The sequence below is a fragment of the Haladaptatus paucihalophilus DX253 genome, from assembly GCF_000376445.1.
Lineage (GTDB): Archaea > Halobacteriota > Halobacteria > Halobacteriales > Haladaptataceae > Haladaptatus > Haladaptatus paucihalophilus.
In genome coordinates, this window is the sequence record NZ_AQXI01000001.1 from 1,531,038 (window position 1) to 1,550,743 (window position 19,706).

Below are 19,706 nucleotides of genomic sequence, written 5' to 3' on the forward strand. Positions count from 1 at the left end.
CGCAATGGCGAAAGGTACGGTTGACTTCTTCAACGACACCGGTGGCTACGGCTTTATCGACACTGAGGACTCTGACGAAGACGTGTTCTTCCACATGGAAGACGTCGGTGGCCCGGACCTCGAGGAAGGGCAGGAAGTCGAATTCGACATCGAACAGGCAGACAAAGGACCGCGGGCGACCAACGTCCAGCGCCTGTAAACGTATCAGTAGAAACTGATTCTCGCGGGAGTTCACGCTGCCGCGCGAAAACAACGATTTTTGAGCCGCGGCGGTAACCGTAGGTCGTATAACGGCAGCCACGTATCCGTGAGTATGGACAGCGTTATCGACGACGACCTCTACGAGCGCACGAAGCGACTGCTCGAACCCGGAGAGATAGAACTCAACGGAGCCATCGTCCACACCGACCTCGGGAGCGACGAGGACATCGAGATGCACCAAGCGTCGGTGGACGTCGGCGACATCATCGCGGAGCACGCGGGCCACGACCCGCGCGACACCTACGTCTACTCCGGAAGCGACGACACGAACTTCGCGTCGAACCAACACCAAGGACTGACGCTCGACGACGAGGAGTTCGTCTGGGAGTGCCAGCAGTTGCTCCGCGACGGAACGTTCGACATCGTGTTTTACTACGAAGCCAGCGCCGACCAGGACGCGATACTGGAGGACATCCGCGACCTCGGTTTCGAGGTAACGGGCGTCGAAGGGTAAAGGGCGGGACGAGTGAGGAGTGAAGAGCGGGACGAGTTAGAAGGCTTTACGTACGCGCCTTCCTAACCACGTGATAAGAACGTCCGGAGTGTTTCGTATGAACTGTATGTTTTCTATTCACCGGAGGCAAAACCTGTGACGCCGAGCACTGGTGTTATTTCGGGCATCCGCGTCTCCCACGACCGGGCCAGTTTGGACGACGTGGCGGCGGCTTGTCACACCGACCAGCAGGACACCGTTGCGCGACTCGCCGAGGAGCCGGAGGTCTCGGAGGCGTTCGTCCTACAGACGTGCAACCGCTTCGAAGCCTACGTCGTCACGGACGCACCGGCAACGGGACGAACGGTGCTCGCCGATTTCGTCACCGACGTGACCGGCTCGGCGGTCATCGAGATGAGCCACGAGGAGAGCCTTCGGCACCTCCTCCGCGTCGCCGCGGGACTGGAATCGCTCGTCCTCGGCGAGGACCAGATAATCGGCCAGGTACGCGACGCCTACTCGTCGGCGCGCGCAATCGGTGCGGTCGGCCCGATGTTGGAGGAGGCGCTGACGAAGGCCATCCACGTCGGCGAGCGCGCACGAACCGAGACGGCCATCAACGAGGGCGTCGTCTCGGTGGGCAGCGCCGCCGTGACGCTCGTGAGCGACCACTCGGAGTTGGCGGGCGCGACCGCGCTCGTCATCGGTGCCGGGGAGATGGGCACCATCGCGGCCCACGCGTTCGCCGAGGCCGGGGTCGAGACGCTCATCGTCGCCAACCGCTCCATCGAGCGCGCGGAGGAGGTCGCGGATGCAGTGTACCTGCCCGACACCCGCGCCGTCGGATTGGACGCGCTCCCGGCCTGTCTGCCGCGCGCGGATGTCGTCATCACCGCGACCGGACGCGACGGACACGTCCTCGATGCGGACCTGCTCGACGACTGCGGCGAGACGCTGGTCGTGGACATCGCCCAACCGCGCGACGTGTCCCCCGCCGTCTCAGCGCTCGACGACATCATCGTCCACGACATGCAGGCGCTCGAATCGGTGACGGACGAAACCCGCGAGCGACGACGCGCCGCCGCACAAGCGGTCGAGGCGATGGTGGACCGCGAATTCGAGAACTTGCTCGAACAGTACAAGCGAAAGCGGGCCGACGAAGTGATCGCCGAGATGTACGCGGGAGCGGAACAGGTCAAGGAGCGCGAACTGCAGACCGCGCTCTCGCGCCTCGAATCGGAGGACTTCGACGAGGAGCAGCGGGCCATCGTCGAGTCGCTGGCCGACGCGCTGGTCTCGCAACTCCTCGCGCCGCCGACCAAGAGCCTCCGCGACGCCGCCGCGAACGACGACTGGACGACCATCAACACCGCGCTCCAATTGTTCGACCCCGAGTTCCGCGACGACCCGCCCGCGTTCGTGGCCGAACACCTCGAATCGACCGCAGACGATTGACGATTGCGACGCGCATTTTCACGACCGCTTAGCGCTCGACAGAGGATTTTCTCCGGGACGGCAGGCGACACAACCGCTAAGAGCGGCCAGTGACACAACCGTCAGTCGCTAGTAACCCAACCGGAAAATCTCCGATTTTCCGGGCCAAGGAATCCCCGACGGAGCGACTGAAAGGAGCGACGGAAGCGGGATGACGCCGTGCTTTTGGTCCAGCTTTTGCCAGGGAGGTAGGCCGAAATCCGCGCCGTTTGGCGCGGATTTCGGCTCCCGACCGCAGCAAAAGGTGGGTGCTGGCGAATGCCTTTATTTGCATCCCCGCCGTCCGGGAGCCTATGGCGAGTTTGCTCTCGGACGAGGAGATAGAACAGCAGAAACCGGACGACTGGGAGCGCGACGGCGACGAAATCGTTCGAACCTACGAGTTCGACGACTACCTGAAGGGGGTCGCGTTCGCCTCCGAAGTCGGCGAAGTCGCCGAGGAGGAGTTCCACCACCCTGAAATCATCATCGGATACAAGGAAGTCGAAGTTCGGTTGACGAGTCACGAGGAGGGCGGCATCACGGATACCGACGTGGAGATGGCCGAGCGCTTCGACGACGTGCGCTGATGGACGCCCGCTACGTCTTCGCGGTTCGATTCCGGCTCGACCCCGACGCGTCGGGTGTGACGCTCGAACCGCGGGAGTTCGAGACGCGCCTCTACCGGCGCGCCGACCCGCCCGGGGAAGAAGGCTGGCAGTTCTTCCGGGACAACCTCTGGCGCGGCGATATCGGCGACGAGCGCTACTTCCGGAAGTTGACGAGCGAGGCGCTCGGGGTTCCCGTGACGAGCGTCGAGTACCGCGCGTTCGAGACGGACGAGGAGTACTACGACGCGCTGAAGGCCGAAATCGGCGATGATTTGGCGGCGTTCAAGGCGGATTCGGTGTCGGAAGTCGTCTCGAAATACCTCGGGAGTTCGGTCGAGGTCCAACGGTAATCGACAGACCCTTTCGCGCGACGAACCGACCACCGAACATGAGCACGATTCGGGTCGTCTGGGGAACCGCGAGCGGGCCGACGAAGATGTCGTCCTACGACGCCGCGCTGGCGGACGCGAACGTCCACAACTACAACCTCGTCTCCGTCTCGTCGGTCATCCCCGCCGACACGCCGGTCGAGACGGTCGGCACCGCGCCCGACCTCGGTCCCGCCGGAAATCGCCTAACCGTGGTGGAAGCGCGGGCGACGCGCGCCGGACCGGGACACGTCTCCGCCGGACTCGGATGGAGCGAGAGCGACGGCGCGGGACTGTTCTACGAGGCGTCGGGCGAAACCGACGCGGCGGAAATCGAGGAACGGGTTCGGGCCGGATTGGAAGCAGGCCGGGAGCTACGCGACTGGGACTTCTCCGGCGAGGAGACGAAGATCGTCACCGCGGACGCCGAATCCGGGACGTACGTCACCGCCCTCGTCCTCGCGGTGTACGGCGAGAGCGAGCCGATTTGTTAGTTTCCGGGGACGACGGGTTTATACCTCGCTCGCCCTTATCGAAGGGTAGCAGACCGCATGAATGGAAATACTCCCTACGCTGGCATTCCCGACGTGACGCAGGCCGGACAGCGCGCGTCCGTCGATGTCGACGAACTTACCCCCGAGCAGCGGCGCCATCTCCGGGATAGCGTCGCCGATATTGCGACGTTGACTCGCAAATACCTCCCCGAGGAGTACGTCATCGGTTCGCAGGTGACGAACAGTCTCACCGGTCCGCAGGCGTCCGTCTCGGTGCAACCCCCCGTCGGCCACATCGTCAGCGCCGGGTTCGAACCGGAGAAACACGAACTCGACGACGACGAACTCATCGACGCCGAGGAGCGCGACGAGGTAGCCCGCGGCCTCGCCGCCAGTGCTGCTCTCCAAGTCAAACAGGCGGTCGAGAACAAAATCACGCCGACCGCCCGTTAGGTGGGCGATTGGACGGCGGTCGAACGAACATCGCGTCGGCGAGGACGACCACCGACACGATGCCGGAGACGGTGATGCCGACGTGAAGCGGAATCGGAAGAGTTGCCGCCGCGACCAACCCCGCGAGTAACACGAGCGGAACGGCGAACAGAACGAAGTCGTAGTACGAAACCGGGACGCGAGCGATACGGCTACCGAATCGGTTTCTCACACGCACGATTGATACCTCCGACGGATACTATTACCGCGAAAAACTAAAACGTAACTCCCTCGCCTCGTGGTGACTGTGCGGAATTACTTGCCCCAGAACGGGTCGCGTTTGCGCTGTTTGTCGAGATACATCCGGAGCGCTTCGAGTTCGTCGCCGGGGATGTCCTCGGAAAGCTCCTGTTCCAGAATCTTGGCGTGTTTCTCGGGGAGTTCGATCCACAACTCGTCGCCCTCGTCGATCTGCCTGCCGACCGTCGGCCCGTCGATGGCGACGCTGACGCGGCTTCCCGCGCGGGCTTCGTCCACGTCGTCGCCCTGTTCTTGAATCCCCTTGAGGGTGCCGACGCGTTTCGGTTCGTTCGCCTCGAACTTGGCGACGAAGGAGTTGTTCCGTACCGTTCCTGACATTATCTCGACGCCGACGACGGCGGGGTCGTTCTGTCGGAACACGTGGTCTTCGAGGATGCGAAAGCGGGCCGGACGGGTGATATTGTCGAGGACGGTCTGCTGTTGGGCGCGCTCCATCTCGTCCACGTACTCCTCGTACTCCTCGATGAGCTGGTAGATGACGTCGCTGTCGAACAGTCGGATGTCGCGCTGTTCCGCTTCGTCCGCGGCGTCGGCGAGCACGTCCACGTTGAACGCCAGAATGGTCCGGTGTTTCGGCTCCTCCGCGGTCGTCGCAAAGCGGATGTCGCGCGGGGCGACGTCGCCGACCTCCGCGCGCATGACCGGTATTTCCTCCTCTTCGAGCGTGCTCACGATGGCTTCGAGGCTTCCGAGGGTGTCGGCTTTCACGACGATGCCCTCCTCCTGCGTGCTGACCTCGACTTCCGCGAGTTCGGCTTGGACCTCCTCGATGACGTCTTCGATTTCGCGGTCACGGACGACGCGGACGGGCGCACCCGCCATCGCCTCGTCCAAATTCGGTGCCGCGATTTTCACCCCGGCCGCCGCCGCGATGGAATCGACCTTCTCGAACCGGTCTTCGGTTCGGATTTCGGCGAGCGGTCGCGGTTTCAGCAGGGCGCGAACGTCCGTCACGATGGGCTCGTTCATCCCGCCGACGACGATGGTTTCGTCCGCACGGACGGTGCCGTCGTACAGCACCACGTCGAGGGTCGTCCCGAAGCCCTTCTCCTCTTTGACTTCGAGGACGGTTCCGGCACCCGGCCCGGCCACGTCGATTTCCATGTCCTCGCGCATGTAGCGCTGGGCCAGACCCATCAACACGGTCAGCACGTCGGGGACGCCCTCGCCCGTCTCGGCGCTGACGGGGACGACGCCGATGTTGTTCTGGAAGTTCTGGACGCGCCAGTAGAGGTCCGCCGAGAAGCCCGCGTCGCTGAGTTCGCCGATGAGTTCGTACAGACTGCTGTCGAGCGTCGAGCGCGCGCGGTCGCTCTGGGCCTCGTACGTCTGCTGGACCGGGGCGTCCATCTCGGGGTTCCACCCCGGCGTCGTGTCTATCTTGTTCGCGGCGACGATGAACGGCGTCTGTGACTGTTTGAGGATGTTGATGGCCTCCACCGTCTGTGGCTGGAAGCCGTCGTTGACGTCCACCACGAGGATGGCGATGTCCGCCAGCGCGCCACCACGCGACCGAAGGGTCGTAAACGAATGGTGACCCGGGGTGTCGATGAAGAGCAGCCCCGGCAGGTCGAAGTCGTCCGGGTTGACCAGTTTCCCGGCGACCTTCGACACCACGTCGAGCGGCACGGCCGTCGCGCCGATATGTTGTGTAATCGCTCCCGCCTCGCCCTCGATGACCGTCGAGCCTCGGATCTTGTCGAGCAGGCTGGTCTTGCCGTGGTCGACGTGACCGAGGACTGCGACGATGGGAGTCCTGAGGGATCGAGTTTCCGTTTCGTGTGTATCTGTGTCCGACATACCTACCACCCGGGAGAAGTTCTTATCACAGAACAGCCCCGCACGGCATTTAACTCCATCGCCACGCTCGTCCGGCCGTCCACCGATTCGCCTCGAATTCATTCGAAGCGGGCGGCTACTCCCCGTGGAGTTTATGTAGTAGCGGTCGGTAATCACCTCGTATGCCGAGCATACTCGCGGAAAATCTCTCGGGAAAGGCCGTCATGGGTTCGGACGGTACGGAACTGGGAATGCTCTACAACATCACCATGAACCTGAAGACGGGGGGGCTGTCCAGCCTCGTCGTCGAACCCGACGAACAGCTCGATACCGACACCGTCGACCTCGAAACGAATGAGGACGGTCATTTCGAACTACCCGTAAACCGAGTGCAAGCGGTTAAAGACTACATCGTCGTTCAGCGGTAAATGTACGTTTTAGACTCCTCAGCCTTCATCAACGAGTATCACACCACCCAACAGACAGCGTCGATTCCGATGGTTCAGGAGGAACTCGAAGGCGAACACGCCTTCCGGTTCGACGCCATGGAGGGTTCGGGAATGCACATTCACATCCCCCGCGACGATGCCGTCGAGAAGGTACGCCGAGCGGCGGACCACACGGGCGACTTGGACGTGCTTTCGGACACCGACATCCGACTCGTCGCGTCCGCGTTCGAACTGGATGGGACCCTCGTCACCGACGACTACGCGATGCAGAACGTCGCCGACCGACTGGACGTTTCCGTCGAAGTCATCGCGCAGGACGGTATCGAGGAACAGCGCGACTGGTCGTTCCAGTGCTCGGGATGCGGTCGGGAGTTCGACGAGAAGAAAGACCGGTGCCCGATTTGTGGCAGCCCGCTCTCACGGAAGAATCCCAACTGACCGAGCGGAGACCACGAGTAACCGGATTTATCCTGCAAACTGGAGATACATCACGCCGAACACGATGGCGTCGAACGTCCCGTGGACGAGCGCCGACGCCGTGAGGTTGTCCGTTTTCAGATACACCGTTCCGAGGACGAGCGAGAGGAAGAAGATGACGACGAGCGTCCCCGCCAGTTCGAGCGGCGTCGAACCCGTCGCGTAGGCGAGCACGTGCGCCAGCGCGAACACGACGCTCGCAACCACGACCGCTCCGTAGTCCGAGAACGAATCGTACAGCGACTTTTGGATGATGTTTCGATACAGCAGTTCCTCGCACGGCCCGATGACGAGCCACGAGAGGGGAACGAAGAGCAACAGGATGTCCGGGTTGCCGCTTTTCGCCTGTTGCTCGACGCTGTGACTGGCCGTCCGAATGCCGAGTTCGGTCAGCAGGAACGAGAGGATGAACATCAGGACGAAGATGGAGAGTATCCCCACGACGATGTAGCCGACGTCGCGCCGGGTCGGAAGTTTGAAATCGAGATACGAGCGACCGATTCCCCGTACGCGGAGGAATACGAGCGCGACGGTGCCGGTTCCGAGGCCGAGCGAAACGATGCTGAGCGCGGAGCGTACCATCACGCCGACGCTCTCACCGCCCGCCAGCGAGACGAGTATCGACGCCCAGATGGAGATGGCGAGCAATCCGGAGAATCCGAGCGCGCCGCTTTGGAGCACTGCACGCACCATCCCCTCGAAGGAGCGCGGGGGAGACGACTCGCCGACCCCCGCCGCGGTACCGTCTTCCATACCGAAAAAATGTATCCCCGGCGGTAAATGTGCTCCGACCGGTCAGTCGATTCGGCGGGCGAAACCGAGTCCGACGAGGCCCACGAGGGCGACGACGGCGACGAAGACGCCGAATCCGGGTTGTCCTTCACTCTCGGTCGGTGCCTCGGCCGCCATCTCGGTTTCGGTGCTCGTCGTCCGAGTTGTGCTGGCGGCCGCGTCAGATCCGTCCGTCGCGGCGGTCGTCGAGGTCATCGTCGCGGCTTCGGTCGTCGTCGCCGTGGTCGTCGAACGCTGTACCGACTCGTTCGTCCGGTTTCGGAGGACGCCATCGACGACGGTCAGCGCGTCGACGTCCGTCGAGTTGTTTTGCGGACGGCCGACGATGACGCCGAACTTCGTGCCGGGTTCGTACTCGGAGAAGTTGAACGTCGCGGCGAAGGTGCCGTTGGACGCCACGGTCACCAATCGGGACATGAAGAACCGATTCGTGGCGTGAATCTGCATTTCGAGCTCCGTGCCGGGGTCGAGCGTCGTGTTTCCACGGATAGACTGATTGCCTGCAGCATTGAGAACGAGAGGAACATCCTCGTGATAAATCGAAACCGAACTGTTATTCGCGGTCGTTTGGTCGTGGCTAAGCGGGGTTTTTCCCGTCGCGTCGAGAGCGGTACCGCCGCGTGCGCTCGTCACGCCCGAGACGGTCGAGAGAGCGACGATTGCCACAATCACCATCCGAATTAAATGTCGCCTGTTCATACTGAAAATGCGCCGTTCAGGGTTCGACGCAAGGGATATAGAATGAAAGTTTGCGGGTCGGTAAATGCTTTGTGAACGCCGCTATTCCACGGTAAGGGTCGATTTTTCTGCAACTTCGTCCGCTTCCTCGAAGTTGCCGCCACCGAGAAGGCCGCGAGCGGCGCGCTTACCCCACTCGACCGCCGGTTGGACGAACGTCTCGACGCTGTAGAGTTCCCCCGCGAGGACGCACGCCGCTTCCAGACAGTAACAGAGTTCGCCGAGTCCGTACTCGTCTACGCGGTCGATTTCGAGGCGGACGTTCGGTTGTCCCGACGCCGCGAGGCTCGCTTCGGTCGCCTCGAACTCGGCCGAGAGGAGCGAACCCAAACTGCCGCCGCCGAGATATTCGAGGCCGGGCAGGTCGGTTTCCGGAATCGACCGGTCGGCGCGCTCCGTCGGTCGGACGAACGTCACCATCTTGTCGCTGGGTCCGGCGCGGTACAGTTGGAGTTGCGAGTGCTGGTCGGTCGCACCGAGCGCCCGCACCGGCGTCTGGCCCAGTCCGTCCTTCCCGAGGCTCTCGGCCCACAACTGCGCGAACCACTCCGCGAACGTTTCGAGCGATTCCGCGTAGGGCATCATCGCGTTGATGCCCGCACCGCGTTCGTCGAGCGCGTAGGTGGCCGCACCGTAGGCGTAGGCTGGCGACTCGAACAGCGACCCCGCAAGCCGGTCCGCCTCGGCGTGCGCCCCGTCGAGAACGGCGTCGATGTCGTGACCTTGAATGGCGGCACACGCCAAGCCGACCGTCGAGAGCATCGAAAAGCGACCCGGAACGCCGTCGGGAACGTCGAGCGCGGGCAGGTCGTGTCGGTCGGCGAGATTCCTGAGGTTCCCTTCCTCGCCCGTCGTGACGAAGGTGCGGTCCGTCCAGTCCACGTTCGCGGACTCCATCGCGTCGCGGACGACGAGGAAGTTGGCCAACGTCTCGGCCGTCGTGCCCGAGCGCGAGACGACGTTGACGGCCGTGTCCGAAAGCGAGAGTCGGTCGAGGAGGGCCGAGACGTGTTCCGGGTCGACGTTATCGAGGAAGTAGGCGTCCACGTCGGAGTCGAGACCGTTGGCCAGCGTCGCCGCACCGAGCGCGCTGCCGCCGATACCGACCGTCAAAACCGTCTCGGCGTCGGCGAACGGTTCGACCGCGGAACGGATTTCGTCGGTATCCGTCGTTTCCGGGAGGTTCAGCGCCGCGTAGCCGTGTTCGTCGTCCGCTCGTCCGGTTTCGATTCGCTCGTGGGCGTCGGCGACGCGCTCGTCCAAACGGGAGAGTGCATCGCGCGAGACGCCGGGCGAGGCAACGGAGTCGAGGGCGTTGCCGAGGTCTACTCGCATACGAAACTCCGCACCGTCAGACGTGAAAAAGACACCTCCTTCGACGCGGGAAAATAGTTCTCGGATGGCAGGTCGATTTTCCGTCGAGAAGGAATCGTCGACCAACGTCGTCGTTTCTCGAATTTTCACAACCGCCAGAGTCAGCCACCGACACGACCGCCAGAAACCCGTATTTTCACAACCGTCAGAAATAGGCCGACGACACAACCGCGGGTTCTTCGTTGTTCCCCGTGAGTGAAGCGAACGGACTCGGTGCGGACCGGAGAGGCACGAAGTGCCTCGAAGGGAGCACCGAGGTTTTGGTCCAGATTTTGCCAGCGAGAAATCGCGACGGTGCCGCGACTTCTCGTGCAGCAAAAGGTGGGTGTTAGTACGCGTACCGCAGGTTCGGGACCGACGACTTGTCACCCGCTTCCATCTTTTCGAGCGCACCCTCGAAGTCCGCCATGGTCACCTCGGACCGGTCGTCGCGGATGGCGAACATGCCGGATTCGGTCGTCAGACTCTCGATTTCCGCACCGCTGAAGCCCTCCGTCTCGTCGGCGAGGCGGTCGAAGTCCACGTCGTCGGCGAGATTCATGTCGCCGGTGTGGATTTCGAGGATGCGGTGGCGACCCTCCACGGTCGGGTTCGGGACTTCGATGAGGCGGTCGAAGCGGCCCGGGCGGAGGATGGCGCTGTCGAGCATGTCGAAGCGGTTGGTCGCCGCGATGATGCGGATGTTGCCGCGGTCCTCGAAGCCGTCCATCTCCGAGAGCAACTGCATCATCGTGCGTTGGACCTCCGCGTCACCGGACGTCTTCGAGTCGGTTCGCCGGGACGCCACGGCGTCGATTTCGTCGATGAAGATGACCGCGGGTTCGCGTTCCGCCGCGAGGGAGAAGAGGTCGCGGACGAGTTTCGCGCCCTCACCGATGAACTTCTGGACGAGTTCGGACCCGGCCATCTTGATGAACGTGGCGTCGGTCCGGTTGGCGACCGCTTTCGCCAGCATCGTCTTCCCGGTTCCCGGCGGGCCGTGGAGCAGAACGCCGCTCGGCGGCTCGATACCCGCCGCTTCGAACTGCTCGGGGTTGACGAGGGGTTCCTCGACGGCTTCGCGGACCTCCCGAATCTGCTCGTCGATGCCGCCGATGTCCTCGTACGAGACGGTCGGCGATGCGTCCACTTCCATCGCCTGCGCTCGTGCGTCCTTTTCCGTGTCCAACAACCGTTGAATGGTGAACGAATCGTTGACGGCGACGCGGTCACCAGCCTCGATGTCCTCCCGAAGTTGCACCGCCACGTCTGTCAGCACCTCCTGATTGTTGCCGTGTTGCTTGATGATAACCCCGTCCTCGGTCACGTCCTCGACGGTCGCGACGTACAGGGAGGTCGTCTTCAGCATCTCGTTTTCACGCTGGAGTTGGTCGACCTCGTTTGCGAGATCGTCTCGTCGCTCGGCCGCGGCATCGACGCGCTCACGCAGTTTCTGGTTGACCTTCGTGATGTCCGTGAAATGTTCCTTGAGCGCGGACAGGCGCTCCTCGTCGGACATCTCGGGGTCCAGTTCGAGCGTTGGTCGGTCCGGGACGGATGGGCTGCGTGACATTTCTTGTTCAAGCGTATGGGACCACATTAAAAGTGCCTTTGGGTCGCGGGCGATACAGAAGATTGGTATCGGTTGGGAAATCGGCGTGCCTCGCCGAGAGACGTACGCGTGACGAGAAGCCGAGCGATGAAAAACCGAGATTCCGCGGCGGTTAGATGAGTTCTTCCATCTCGTCGAGCCGTTTTCCGTACACGTCGAGCGCGCGCTGAATCGGCTCCGGCGAACTCATATCGACGCCCGCGCCTTGGAGCAGGGTGAGCGGATACTCGCGCGACCCGTTGCTGAGGAAGTCGAGGTACCGTTCGGCGGCGGGTTCGCCCTCCTCCAGAATCTTGTCCGCCAGCGCGACGGCGGCGCTGATGCCCGTACTGTACTGGTAGACGTAGTACGCGCGGTAGAAGTGCGGAATCCGCATCCATTCGCGCTCGATTCGGTCGTCGACGACGGCGGGGTCGTAGAACTCGCGTTTCAGGTCGCCGTAGATACCGTCCAACCGGTCGGGGGTGAGCGCCTCGTTGTCCTCCGCGAGTTGGTGGGCCCGATACTCGAAGTCGGCGAACAGCGTCTGCCGGTACAGGGTCGAGCGGAACCGTTCGAGGTACTCGTTCAGGACGTGTCGTCGGAAGTCGGGGTCCTCGACCGTTTCGAGGAGATGGTGGGTCAACAGCGCCTCGTTGACCGTACTGGCGACTTCGGCGACGAATATCTCGTAACTGCTGTACGTGTACGGTTGGGACTCGCTCGTCAACTGCGAGTGAAGCGAGTGGCCGAGTTCGTGGGCCAGCGTGTACATCGAGGAGATGTCGTCCTGATAATTCATCAGGATGAACGGCTGGGTGTCGTACGTCCCACCGCTGTAGGCACCGCTCCGCTTGTCTTGGGTTTCGTACACGTCTATCCAGCGGGACTCGATACCCTCCGCGACGCGCGACTGGTAATCGTCGCCGAGCGCACCCACCGCGTCCACGACGTACTCGACCGCTTGGTCGTAGTCGAGGTCGGGACTCTCGGTGTCGGTCATCGGCATGTACACGTCCCACATCCGGAGTTCGTCCACGCCGAGGCTCCGACGCTTGAGTTCCGCGTGTCGGTGGAGCTTGTCGAGGTTGTCCCGAACGGTGTCGAGGAGGTTATCGTATACGTCGACGGGGACGTTCGGCCCGTCGAGCGCCGCCTCTCGTGCGGTGTCGTAGTTCCGAGCGCGGGCGTATTTCACGTCCGCTTTGACGCTGTTTTTGTACGCCGCGCCGACCGCGTTGCGGACGTCGCTCCACTCGTCGAAGTAGTTCTCGTAGACCGTCTGGCGGAACTCTCGGTCGGGGTTTTTGAGGAGGTTGACGAAGTTGCTCTGGGTGATTTCGACTGACTCCCCGTCGGGGTCCTCGACCGTCGGGAACGTCATGTCGGCGTTCGAGAGCATGCTGTAGATGTCGTTCGGCGCGCCCGTGACCTCGCCGAACTCCGCGAGCAAATTCTCTATTTCGGCCGAACGGGTGTGTTCTTTCATCCGAATCACGTCGTCCAAGGCGTGTTCGTACGTCTCCAACCCGTCCGTCTCCGCTATCATCTGGTCGAGTTCCTCGCGGTCCAACGACTGGATTTCGGGTTCGATGAAACTCGTCGCGCTCCCGGCGCGCGAAGCGAGCGACTGGGCGCGCGAGGCGAGCGCCTGATACTCCTGATCGGACGTGTCCTCGTCGCTCCGCATCCGAGCGTAGGAGGCGACCATGGAGACTTCGCGTCCGAGTTCGTCGGAGAGTTGAAGCACGGTGAGCAACGTCTCGCCGTCGTCCGTCACCTGTCCCTCGTACGCCTCCAACTCGCTCAGTCGCTCTTCGACGTCCTCGTACGCCTCCTCCCACTCCTCGTCGGTCGCGTAGATACTTTCCAAATCCCACTTGTATTGGGCATCAATAGCACTCCGTTCGGGAACAGAACTCATAGTCCGATGTACGGAAACCGAGACTGTAAGGCTTTGTTATTCGGAATTCGATTCCGGGACGGGACCGGAAAACGAGGTTTTCTCGGTTACGGTTCGGAAACGTCGTCGCTTTCGGAACCCACTCGTCGCGCTGGTCGAGTGGTGTGAAGTCAGAACAGTGAACTTCGACTTTTAATGTCTGTATGTAGTTATTATACCAATATCTCTTTCTAAAGCACATATTTGTTCGAAAGGAGGAGCTAAAACAACCCAATAACAAAACATTCAAACGTGATTATTTCCTCTACGGGACAGTGACTGTTGGACTCGATGTGAGGGTGGGAATCAAACCGACGGGCCATTGTCCGATAGTGGATATCTCGGAGGAAGGGCTCGTGGCCGACTTCGTTCCCGGGAGCGGCGGGGGGATACCCGCGCAAATCTCGGTCGAAGCGGAACGAGCGGGCGAGGTAGACGACTGGCCGCATCTCAGCCAGACGTTACAAACGACATCGCACACCTACTATCGATTGAGCGGCTTCGGACAAGCTATCGACGACGGCGGTGTCAGCTGTTCGTCGTGTCGGAACTGTACCGTCACGACCTGCCTCCTCAACCGGTTTCCGTCGCTCCCGGCGGACCCGTACGAAGTGTCCTGGCGGGAAAGACGGCTCTGTCTCTCGTTCGCGCTTCGAGACCGACGCGAACTGTCGGCCCTGGTCGAGTCGTTTCGGACCGGCGGATACAGCATCGAACTCCAACACCTCCTGCACGGCGATAGCGAACCCGGAGCCGAGTCGAACGTCGTTCTCGACCTTCGAACCCTGACCGGTCGCCAACGGGACGCACTCGACCTCGCTATCTCCGGGGACTACTTCGGTCCGGAAGGGTCCGACGCACTCGAACTCGCGGACGAACTCGGCATCTCGCCGTCAACGTTTTCGACGCACGTGCGGCTTGCAGTTCGGAAACTGCTGTGTCAACTTTCCGAGGACGGCTGATTTCGACGACGCCGTTTAAACCCCCGAACAATTCGACACTGCGTTAATCTAGACCTGTCCGAAATCGGTACATGGATTCCAACGGACTCCGGAGCACCGATGAGTGATGACTAGAGATGACTCCGAACGAACTACCGTGTTGATCGTGGACGATGAACCGGACCTCGCGGCGACGTTCGCGGCGTGGCTCGACCACGAGTACGATGTACAGGAGGCGAACGACGTCGATTCGGCGCGTGCGTATCTCGATACCGCCGACGTGATACTGCTCGACCGCAAGATGCCGGGTACCTCCGGCGACGAACTACTGGACGAGATAGACGAACGCGGTATCGACGTTCAGGTCGGTATGCTGACCGCGGTGGACCCGGACGTGAGCGTTATCGACATGCCGTTCGACGACTACGCCACCAAACCGATCGGTCGGGAGGGACTTCGCTCGCTGGTCGGATCACTCGAACGACGATTGGCGTACGGAGAGCAGTTACAGGAGCTGTACGCGGTCGCCACGAAACGAGCCACGTTACTCGATACGCTCGACGAGGCGGAACTCTCGAAGTCTTCGAAGTTCGCCGAGCTCACGGCTCGGTTCGAGAAACTCCGCGAGCAGACGGACGAGTCGCTGCAATCGTTCCGGAGCGACTACGAAGCAGCACTGAAGGCAGCCACCGGAGAGCAGCATGACTGACGACGGTCACTGTTCCACTCCAACGGACGTTTCGAGCGACGGTATCGAACCGGACAGGCTTACGGTGTTGATGGTTGCGACGAACGCGGAGACGAAGCGGGTCGCATCCGCCTTGGAGGACGAGCATCGACTTTCGACGCGAACCGTGCCCTCGGCGAACGACGCACTCGGCCGTCTCGACGAGGAGCGCTCCATCGACTGCCTCGTCATCGCCCGAGCGGAGTTTCCGGACGACGTGGAGTCGTTTCTCGCCGACGTTCGAGCGCTCCGACCCGGACTGCCGGTCGTCCTCTCCGACTGGGGACGCCCGGAACTCCTTTCCAGGCGGATTCGCCGCGAGGTCGAACTCTGCCGTGGATTGCGCGACCTCGCAGGGTTTCGAGAGGCGGTCGAACACGCCGGGCACGCCATCATGATAACCGACCGGAGCGGGACGATAGAGTACGTCAACTCGGCGTTCGAGCGAACGACGGGATACGACGAAAGCGAGGCCGTTGGCCGCCGTCCCAGCATCCTCAAATCGGGCGAGCACGACCGGGAGTTTTACACTGACCTCTGGATGACGATCCTCAACGGCGAAGTGTGGGAAGGACGCCTGGAGAATCGTCACCGGTCGGGGTATCACTACCCCATCGAACAGACCATCGCTCCCATCACCAACGAGGTCGGCGACGTGACGAGGTTCGTCGCGGTCAACCGGGATATTTCGCGGCAGAAGGCCTACGAAGACCAACTTCGAGAACAGAACCAGCGCCTCGAATCGTTCGCACGGACGGTCGCACACGACCTTCGCAATCCCCTGAACGTGGTTCAGGGGCAGGTGGAACTCGCACGCGAGCGGGGCGACGAACGGTTCTTCGACGCCGCGCTTCGCGCCGCCTCCCGAATGGACCGACTGATCGACGAACTCCTGAAACTCGCGGAACAGGGGAAGGCGGTGCTCGACCCCGAACCGGTGGCGCTTACCGACGCGGCGACGAACGCGTGGGAATTGACCGACACGCTCGATGCAACGCTATCGGTCGATAGCGACCGACGAATCGTCGCCGACGAAACGCGGTTGTGCCAACTGTTGGAGAACCTCTTTTCGAACGCGGTGGTCCACGCCGGTTCGGACGTGTCCGTCACCGTCGGAACGACCGACGAGGGGATTTACGTGGCCGACGACGGACCGGGCATCCCCGAAACGGAGCGCGCGACGGTCTTCGAATCCGGGTACACGACCGCATCCGAGGGGACCGGATTCGGCCTCGCTATCGTGAAACAGATCGCCGATGCCCACGGATGGCAAATAGCCGTCGGCGAGAGCGAAGACGGCGGCGCACGGTTCGAGGTGTCCGGGGTCGAATTGAAAGCGAACGGGGACGAGACGTGAGCGGTAGCGTACCTTTTTGACCCGTGGCAACACGTCTCGTCGTATGAGCGATGTCGAACGTGCGCTTGGCGATGCGTGGACCGATGACTACCCGTGGGAATTCCTGACGAAACTGACCGAACTCGAAAACAGGATGGGCGGTCATCCCGGCGAGCGACGAGCGGCGGAGTTGGTCGTCGAGGGGTTCGAGCGGGCCGGGGCGCGCAACCCACACATCGAACCGTTCGACATGAACTGCTGGACTCGCGGGTCTGCGGAACTCGCCCTGACCGAACCGGTCGAACGGTCCTTCGAAACCATCGCGCTTCCGTACTCGCTCGCGGGAGACGTGCGGGGAGAACTGGTGGACGTTGGTCACGGCATGCCCGAGGAGATAGACGAAAAGGACGTCGCCGGGAAGATAGCGGTCGCCAGCACGACGACGCCGAAAGGCAGTCGGTTCATCCATCGGATGGAGAAGTTCGGCCACGCCGCCGCCGCGGGTGCGGAGGGGTTCGTCTTCCACAATCACGTGCCGGGACAGCTACCGCCGACCGGTTCGCTCACCTTCGGCGACGAGGCCGCGGTTCCGTCAGTCGGCGTCAGCAAGGAGTCGGGCGCGTGGTTGACCGAGTACGCGGAAAAAGGTGCGACGGCGCGACTGGTCGTGGACGCGAACACCGAACCGGGAACGAGCCACAACGCGGTCGCCGAACTCGGTCCCGAGACGGACGAGGAGGTCGTGGTCGTCGCCCACTTGGACGCACACGACATCGCGGAAGGGGCGCTCGACAACGGGTGTGGCATCACCGTCGTCGTCGCCATGGCACACCTGCTCTCGAAACTGGACCTCGACACGCGCGTCCGAGTCGCGGGCGTCGGCTGTGAGGAAACCGGCCTGCTGGGAAGCGAGGCGTTGGTCGAGTCGCTCGATACCGGACGAGTCCGAGCGGTCGTCAACGTCGATGGCGCGGGACGGTTCCGCGACATGCGCGCCTACCTCCACGGCTCCGAGACGATGCGGTCGGTCGTCGAGACCGTCTCCGAGGAGGCGAATCAGCCGATACTGCTCCAGGAAGGGGTCCACCCCTTCAGCGACCACTGGCCGTTCCTGAAGGCGGGCGTTCCGGCGCTGCAACTGCACAGCGAACCGGACGGCAGTGCACCCGGTGAACGCGGCCGTGGCTGGGGTCACACCCACGCCGACACCCGGGACAAGGTGGACGACCGCAACCTCCGCGAACACGCCATGCTGGCGGCGCTGCTGGTCCAAGAGGTGGCCGCACGCGAGGAGATTCCGAGACCGACACCCGAGGACATCGTTGCGAACCTCAGAGAACAGGAGTACGAGGAGGGGATGCGGGCGGCGGGAATCTGGCCGGAGGGCTGGAACTAAGCGCAGAACCTGACTTCGCGCCGGACGATTTCCTCGACGAGCTTTCCGAGTCCGCGGACGACGAGATAGACGCCGACGATGAGCGAACCGAGGGCGAACAGCGCGTAGAGAAGGATACCGAGGAATCCGAACACGCTCGCCGCGATGCCGCCGAGTGTCTGTCCGAGAAGGACGGCCACTATCCCGAGCACGATATCCGTCGTTACCTCCCACAGCAGCTCATCGTTAACCATGGAGATAGAAAAGACGAAAGGAGGTATAAAATTATTCCACGCCGCGACAAATATCACGCGTTACACGACTCCGCGTCCGCCGCTCGACGCGGAGGTCGCCGAACACGTCGCGGACGCTTTTTACCGCCGCGCCGTCGACCGAGAACTCGCAGTCGTACCCCACGTCGGCTAGATAGAGGGGGTGTGCCGACGCACACGGGACGCCCGCTCTCCCGTCGAGCGGTTCCGGTGCGAGAACGGTGTCGATTTTCGCCATCTCGGCGTCGCCGGTCGCAATCGAGTGAATCAAGGAGACGACCCGTCGAACGAGGTTTCTGGCGAAACCGCCCGCCTGGAACGTGAAGACGAGGTACTCGCCGTCCTGTACCACGTCGATGCCGAGGTCCCGGACCGTCCCCTCGGTGTCCGACGTCAGGTTGTGAAAGTCGTGTTCCCCCGAGAGGCGGTCGGACGCCTCCTTCGCCAATCCGAGGTTCGCACGAGGTGCATAGCAGTGATAGACGTACTCCCGATAGTAGGCGTCGTGAGTTGCGTGGAACGCGGGAACGACGTCGGCGCTGGCCCAGACGCGAATCTCGGCTGGAAGTTCGCTGTTGAACGCCGACGGCGTGAGCCACTCGGGACACTCGAACGCGACCGTCTGTGCGAGGGCGGACACCCCCGAATCCGTCCGTCCGGCGGCGGCGTAGCCGTCCGGCACCCTGTCCGCGACGCCGAGGGCGCGAAGCGACTCGAACAGCGAATCCTCGACCGTCGGGACGTCCGGCTGGCGCTGAAATCCGTAGAACGGGCGGCCGTCATAGGCGACTCGAAAGGCACGCATCGCCAATCCATACACAATCCGAGGGTATAGTTCGTCGGATGTTACCGCGCGTTCACGAACTCGTTGAGAACGCGTACCGAAACACAGGACCGACGTTCGAGCGGCGTATCGACAAAATATAGTCAGAAACCCGAGTTAACGCCGCTCGGTAAATCCCGTAACGTACGTCTGTTCGTGGGCAGGGAACACCTCGTCGATGGTTTCCGCGCCGTGTTCGCGTGCCAGGAGCGTCCGGAGTTCGGCCTCGTAGTCGGCCTTTCGAATCTCGTCGCTCGGCCCGGATTCGACGTCGAGCGTCGCCGCGACGAGGCGGTCGACCGCCCCGCGACCGAAGCCGGAGAGTGGAACGATGTAGTCGATGTCGTGTCGGTCTTCGAGACTTTGGGCTTGCGCGCGCGAGACGGTCGGAACCCGGTCGTCGCGGCGGGTACCGTCCGCTATCGCGTCGAAGCCCATCGCGGCGACGGTTTCCAGCGCGTGGAGGTGAACGTGTTGGATGCCGTTCCGCGGGTAGCCGTCCTCGACCATCCGTTCGACCGCCGTCACCGCGGCGTCGTGGTCGAGTTCGACCGCTTCGAAGTCGAATCCGGTCGCTTCGGCGGTGTCACGGGCGTTTTTCCAGTCGTCAGTGATGCCGAAGTGGGCGGTGACGAGGGTGACGTCGTAGAAGTCGGCGAGCAAGAGGGCGGCGAGCGTCGAATCCTTGCCGCCGCTGTAGAGGAGTCCGAGGTCCATC

23 protein-coding genes are annotated in these 19,706 nt (G+C 62.7%); 13 read left to right on the forward strand and 10 right to left on the reverse strand.

Annotation, left to right across the window (positions count from 1 at the left end):
• The first annotated feature begins 4 nt into the window (after nt 1-4).
• The 7 genes from B208_RS0108595 (at nt 5) to B208_RS0108625 (ending at nt 4,093) form a co-directional block, all read left to right on the forward strand.
• The gene (locus B208_RS0108595; protein ID WP_007976778.1) at nt 5-199 is read left to right on the forward strand and encodes a cold-shock protein; all 195 of its coding nucleotides are present in this window, start codon (nt 5-7) and stop codon (nt 197-199) included.
• Between the two features lie 114 nt (nt 200-313).
• Complete coding sequence (locus tag B208_RS0108600) at nt 314-715, forward strand: DUF5778 family protein (RefSeq protein WP_007976775.1); 402 nt, start codon at nt 314-316, stop codon at nt 713-715.
• A 135-nt stretch (nt 716-850) separates the two neighbouring features.
• Nucleotides 851-2,149, forward strand: a complete 1,299-nt coding sequence (gene hemA / locus B208_RS22960) for a glutamyl-tRNA reductase (RefSeq protein WP_049805636.1) — start codon at nt 851-853, stop codon at nt 2,147-2,149.
• Between the two features lie 332 nt (nt 2,150-2,481).
• Nucleotides 2,482-2,757: a 4a-hydroxytetrahydrobiopterin dehydratase gene (locus B208_RS0108610; RefSeq protein ID WP_007976771.1), complete on the forward strand. Its 276-nt coding sequence runs from the start codon at nt 2,482-2,484 to the stop codon at nt 2,755-2,757.
• Complete coding sequence (gene lwrS / locus B208_RS0108615) at nt 2,757-3,128, forward strand: LWR-salt protein (RefSeq protein ID WP_007976769.1); 372 nt, start codon at nt 2,757-2,759, stop codon at nt 3,126-3,128. The genes B208_RS0108610 and lwrS overlap by 1 nt, the downstream gene beginning before the upstream one ends.
• A 38-nt stretch (nt 3,129-3,166) precedes the next feature.
• On the forward strand, nt 3,167-3,640 hold the full coding sequence (locus B208_RS0108620) for a pyruvoyl-dependent arginine decarboxylase (protein WP_007976767.1): 474 nt from the start codon (nt 3,167-3,169) through the stop codon (nt 3,638-3,640).
• Nucleotides 3,641-3,697: 57 nt separating this feature from the next.
• The gene (locus B208_RS0108625) at nt 3,698-4,093 is read left to right on the forward strand and encodes a DUF5811 family protein (RefSeq protein WP_007976763.1); all 396 of its coding nucleotides are present in this window, start codon (nt 3,698-3,700) and stop codon (nt 4,091-4,093) included.
• On the opposite strand, the gene B208_RS0108630 is transcribed toward B208_RS0108625, so the two are convergent.
• Together B208_RS0108630 and infB are read right to left on the reverse strand one after the other, a co-directional pair.
• A complete protein-coding gene (locus B208_RS0108630; RefSeq protein WP_232423756.1) occupies nt 4,074-4,310 on the reverse strand; it encodes a hypothetical protein in 237 nt (78 codons plus the stop codon). The two genes, B208_RS0108625 and B208_RS0108630, sit on opposite strands and share 20 nt — an antisense overlap.
• 77 nt (nt 4,311-4,387) lie before the next feature.
• Nucleotides 4,388-6,193, reverse strand: coding sequence for a translation initiation factor IF-2 (gene infB, locus B208_RS0108635; RefSeq protein ID WP_007976759.1), 1,806 nt, complete (start codon nt 6,191-6,193; stop codon nt 4,388-4,390).
• A 161-nt stretch (nt 6,194-6,354) separates the two neighbouring features.
• On the opposite strand from infB, the gene B208_RS0108640 reads away from it, so the two are divergent.
• Nucleotides 6,355-6,600: a PRC-barrel domain-containing protein gene (locus B208_RS0108640; RefSeq protein WP_007976757.1), complete on the forward strand. Its 246-nt coding sequence runs from the start codon at nt 6,355-6,357 to the stop codon at nt 6,598-6,600.
• Nucleotides 6,601-7,059 carry an NOB1 family endonuclease gene (locus B208_RS0108645; RefSeq protein ID WP_007976755.1) on the forward strand — a complete coding sequence of 153 codons (459 nt, stop codon included), beginning with the start codon at nt 6,601-6,603 and terminating at the stop codon, nt 7,057-7,059. It begins immediately after the preceding gene.
• A gap of 27 nt (nt 7,060-7,086) precedes the next feature.
• Here B208_RS0108645 and B208_RS0108650 read toward each other — a convergent pair whose 3' ends face one another.
• The 5 genes from B208_RS0108650 to pepF form a co-directional block, all read right to left on the reverse strand.
• Nucleotides 7,087-7,851 (reverse strand): CPBP family intramembrane glutamic endopeptidase, encoded by a 765-nt coding sequence (locus tag B208_RS0108650; protein WP_007976753.1) that lies wholly within the window; start codon nt 7,849-7,851, stop codon nt 7,087-7,089.
• Nucleotides 7,852-7,893: 42 nt separating this feature from the next.
• Nucleotides 7,894-8,556, reverse strand: coding sequence for a BGTF surface domain-containing protein (locus B208_RS0108655; protein WP_007976751.1), 663 nt, complete (start codon nt 8,554-8,556; stop codon nt 7,894-7,896).
• Between the two features lie 114 nt (nt 8,557-8,670).
• Complete coding sequence (locus B208_RS0108660) at nt 8,671-9,963, reverse strand: hypothetical protein (RefSeq protein WP_007976749.1); 1,293 nt, start codon at nt 9,961-9,963, stop codon at nt 8,671-8,673.
• 367 nt (nt 9,964-10,330) lie between these two features.
• Nucleotides 10,331-11,554 carry a proteasome-activating nucleotidase Pan2 gene (gene pan2, locus B208_RS0108665; RefSeq protein ID WP_007976744.1) on the reverse strand — a complete coding sequence of 408 codons (1,224 nt, stop codon included), beginning with the start codon at nt 11,552-11,554 and terminating at the stop codon, nt 10,331-10,333.
• Between the two features lie 151 nt (nt 11,555-11,705).
• Nucleotides 11,706-13,496, reverse strand: a complete 1,791-nt coding sequence (gene pepF, locus B208_RS0108670) for an oligoendopeptidase F (RefSeq protein WP_007976742.1) — start codon at nt 13,494-13,496, stop codon at nt 11,706-11,708.
• Between the two features lie 293 nt (nt 13,497-13,789).
• On the opposite strand from pepF, the gene B208_RS0108675 reads away from it, so the two are divergent.
• From B208_RS0108675 to B208_RS0108690, 4 genes are all read left to right on the forward strand, one after another.
• Nucleotides 13,790-14,476, forward strand: a complete 687-nt coding sequence (locus B208_RS0108675) for a helix-turn-helix domain-containing protein (protein WP_232423757.1) — start codon at nt 13,790-13,792, stop codon at nt 14,474-14,476.
• 106 nt (nt 14,477-14,582) lie between these two features.
• Nucleotides 14,583-15,164 carry a response regulator gene (locus tag B208_RS0108680; protein WP_232423758.1) on the forward strand — a complete coding sequence of 194 codons (582 nt, stop codon included), beginning with the start codon at nt 14,583-14,585 and terminating at the stop codon, nt 15,162-15,164.
• Complete coding sequence (locus B208_RS0108685; protein WP_007976736.1) at nt 15,157-16,539, forward strand: two-component system sensor histidine kinase NtrB; 1,383 nt, start codon at nt 15,157-15,159, stop codon at nt 16,537-16,539. Before B208_RS0108680 ends, B208_RS0108685 begins: the two co-directional genes overlap by 8 nt.
• A 43-nt stretch (nt 16,540-16,582) precedes the next feature.
• Nucleotides 16,583-17,914, forward strand: a complete 1,332-nt coding sequence (locus B208_RS0108690) for a M28 family metallopeptidase (RefSeq protein ID WP_007976734.1) — start codon at nt 16,583-16,585, stop codon at nt 17,912-17,914.
• Here the strand turns inward: B208_RS0108690 and B208_RS0108695 are convergent.
• From B208_RS0108695 to B208_RS0108710, 3 genes are all read right to left on the reverse strand, one after another.
• Nucleotides 17,911-18,147 (reverse strand): hypothetical protein, encoded by a 237-nt coding sequence (locus B208_RS0108695; RefSeq protein WP_007976731.1) that lies wholly within the window; start codon nt 18,145-18,147, stop codon nt 17,911-17,913. The two genes, B208_RS0108690 and B208_RS0108695, sit on opposite strands and share 4 nt — an antisense overlap.
• Nucleotides 18,148-18,178: 31 nt before the next feature.
• A complete protein-coding gene (truA, locus tag B208_RS0108700) occupies nt 18,179-18,970 on the reverse strand; it encodes a tRNA pseudouridine(38-40) synthase TruA (protein WP_007976730.1) in 792 nt (263 codons plus the stop codon).
• Between the two features lie 135 nt (nt 18,971-19,105).
• Nucleotides 19,106-19,705, reverse strand: coding sequence for an alpha hydrolase (locus tag B208_RS0108710; protein ID WP_007976728.1), 600 nt, complete (start codon nt 19,703-19,705; stop codon nt 19,106-19,108).
• Between the last annotated feature and the right edge of the window lies 1 nt (nt 19,706).

Bases quoted from the DNA above. Each gene is read 5' to 3' on its own strand.
- B208_RS0108595 (WP_007976778.1), top strand. From the start codon at position 5: ATGGCGAAAGGTACGGTTGACTTCTTCAACGACACCGGTGGCTACGGC.
- B208_RS0108600 (WP_007976775.1), top strand. From the start codon at position 314: ATGGACAGCGTTATCGACGACGACCTCTACGAGCGCACGAAGCGACTG.
- B208_RS0108610 (WP_007976771.1), top strand. From the start codon at position 2,482: ATGGCGAGTTTGCTCTCGGACGAGGAGATAGAACAGCAGAAACCGGAC.
- lwrS (WP_007976769.1), top strand. From the start codon at position 2,757: ATGGACGCCCGCTACGTCTTCGCGGTTCGATTCCGGCTCGACCCCGAC.
- B208_RS0108620 (WP_007976767.1), top strand. From the start codon at position 3,167: ATGAGCACGATTCGGGTCGTCTGGGGAACCGCGAGCGGGCCGACGAAG.
- B208_RS0108625 (WP_007976763.1), top strand. From the start codon at position 3,698: ATGAATGGAAATACTCCCTACGCTGGCATTCCCGACGTGACGCAGGCC.
- infB (WP_007976759.1), bottom strand. From the start codon at position 6,193: ATGTCGGACACAGATACACACGAAACGGAAACTCGATCCCTCAGGACT.
- B208_RS0108640 (WP_007976757.1), top strand. From the start codon at position 6,355: ATGCCGAGCATACTCGCGGAAAATCTCTCGGGAAAGGCCGTCATGGGT.
- B208_RS0108645 (WP_007976755.1), top strand. From the start codon at position 6,601: ATGTACGTTTTAGACTCCTCAGCCTTCATCAACGAGTATCACACCACC.
- B208_RS0108650 (WP_007976753.1), bottom strand. From the start codon at position 7,851: ATGGAAGACGGTACCGCGGCGGGGGTCGGCGAGTCGTCTCCCCCGCGC.
- B208_RS0108660 (WP_007976749.1), bottom strand. From the start codon at position 9,963: ATGCGAGTAGACCTCGGCAACGCCCTCGACTCCGTTGCCTCGCCCGGC.
- pan2 (WP_007976744.1), bottom strand. From the start codon at position 11,554: ATGTCACGCAGCCCATCCGTCCCGGACCGACCAACGCTCGAACTGGAC.
- pepF (WP_007976742.1), bottom strand. From the start codon at position 13,496: ATGAGTTCTGTTCCCGAACGGAGTGCTATTGATGCCCAATACAAGTGG.
- B208_RS0108680 (WP_232423758.1), top strand. From the start codon at position 14,583: ATGACTAGAGATGACTCCGAACGAACTACCGTGTTGATCGTGGACGAT.
- B208_RS0108685 (WP_007976736.1), top strand. From the start codon at position 15,157: ATGACTGACGACGGTCACTGTTCCACTCCAACGGACGTTTCGAGCGAC.
- B208_RS0108690 (WP_007976734.1), top strand. From the start codon at position 16,583: ATGAGCGATGTCGAACGTGCGCTTGGCGATGCGTGGACCGATGACTAC.
- B208_RS0108695 (WP_007976731.1), bottom strand. From the start codon at position 18,147: ATGGTTAACGATGAGCTGCTGTGGGAGGTAACGACGGATATCGTGCTC.
- truA (WP_007976730.1), bottom strand. From the start codon at position 18,970: ATGCGTGCCTTTCGAGTCGCCTATGACGGCCGCCCGTTCTACGGATTT.
- B208_RS0108710 (WP_007976728.1), bottom strand. From the start codon at position 19,705: ATGGACCTCGGACTCCTCTACAGCGGCGGCAAGGATTCGACGCTCGCC.